Origin of the sequence: Xanthomonas sp. LF07-6, from assembly GCF_034105445.1 — a bacterium.
Taxonomy (GTDB): Bacteria; Pseudomonadota; Gammaproteobacteria; order Xanthomonadales; family Xanthomonadaceae; genus Xanthomonas_A; species Xanthomonas_A sontii.
In genome coordinates this window covers 1-235 of sequence record NZ_JAXGGI010000052.1, presented here as the reverse complement: position 1 = coordinate 235, position 235 = coordinate 1, and the positions used below count along the sequence as shown (strand labels likewise).

The 235-nt window shown below is 65.5% G+C and carries 1 pseudogene; it reads left to right on the top strand.

The features are described 5' to 3' along the window. Positions 1-2 precede the first annotated feature (2 nt). Positions 3-235, top strand: a pseudogene (locus tag SLW56_RS20840) (flagellin); the annotation flags it as partial.

Below are 235 nucleotides of genomic sequence, written 5' to 3'. Positions count from 1 at the left end.
AAATGGCACAGGTCATCAATACCAACGTAATGTCGCTGAACGCTCAGCGGAACCTCAACACCACCAGCGCCAGCCTGGCGACGACGATCCAGCGCCTGTCCTCGGGCCTGCGCATCAACAGCGCCAAGGACGACGCGGCCGGTCTGGCGATCTCCGAGCGCTTCACCACCCAGATCCGCGGCCTGGACGTGGCCTCGCGCAACGCCAACGACGGCATCTCGCTGGCGCAGACCGC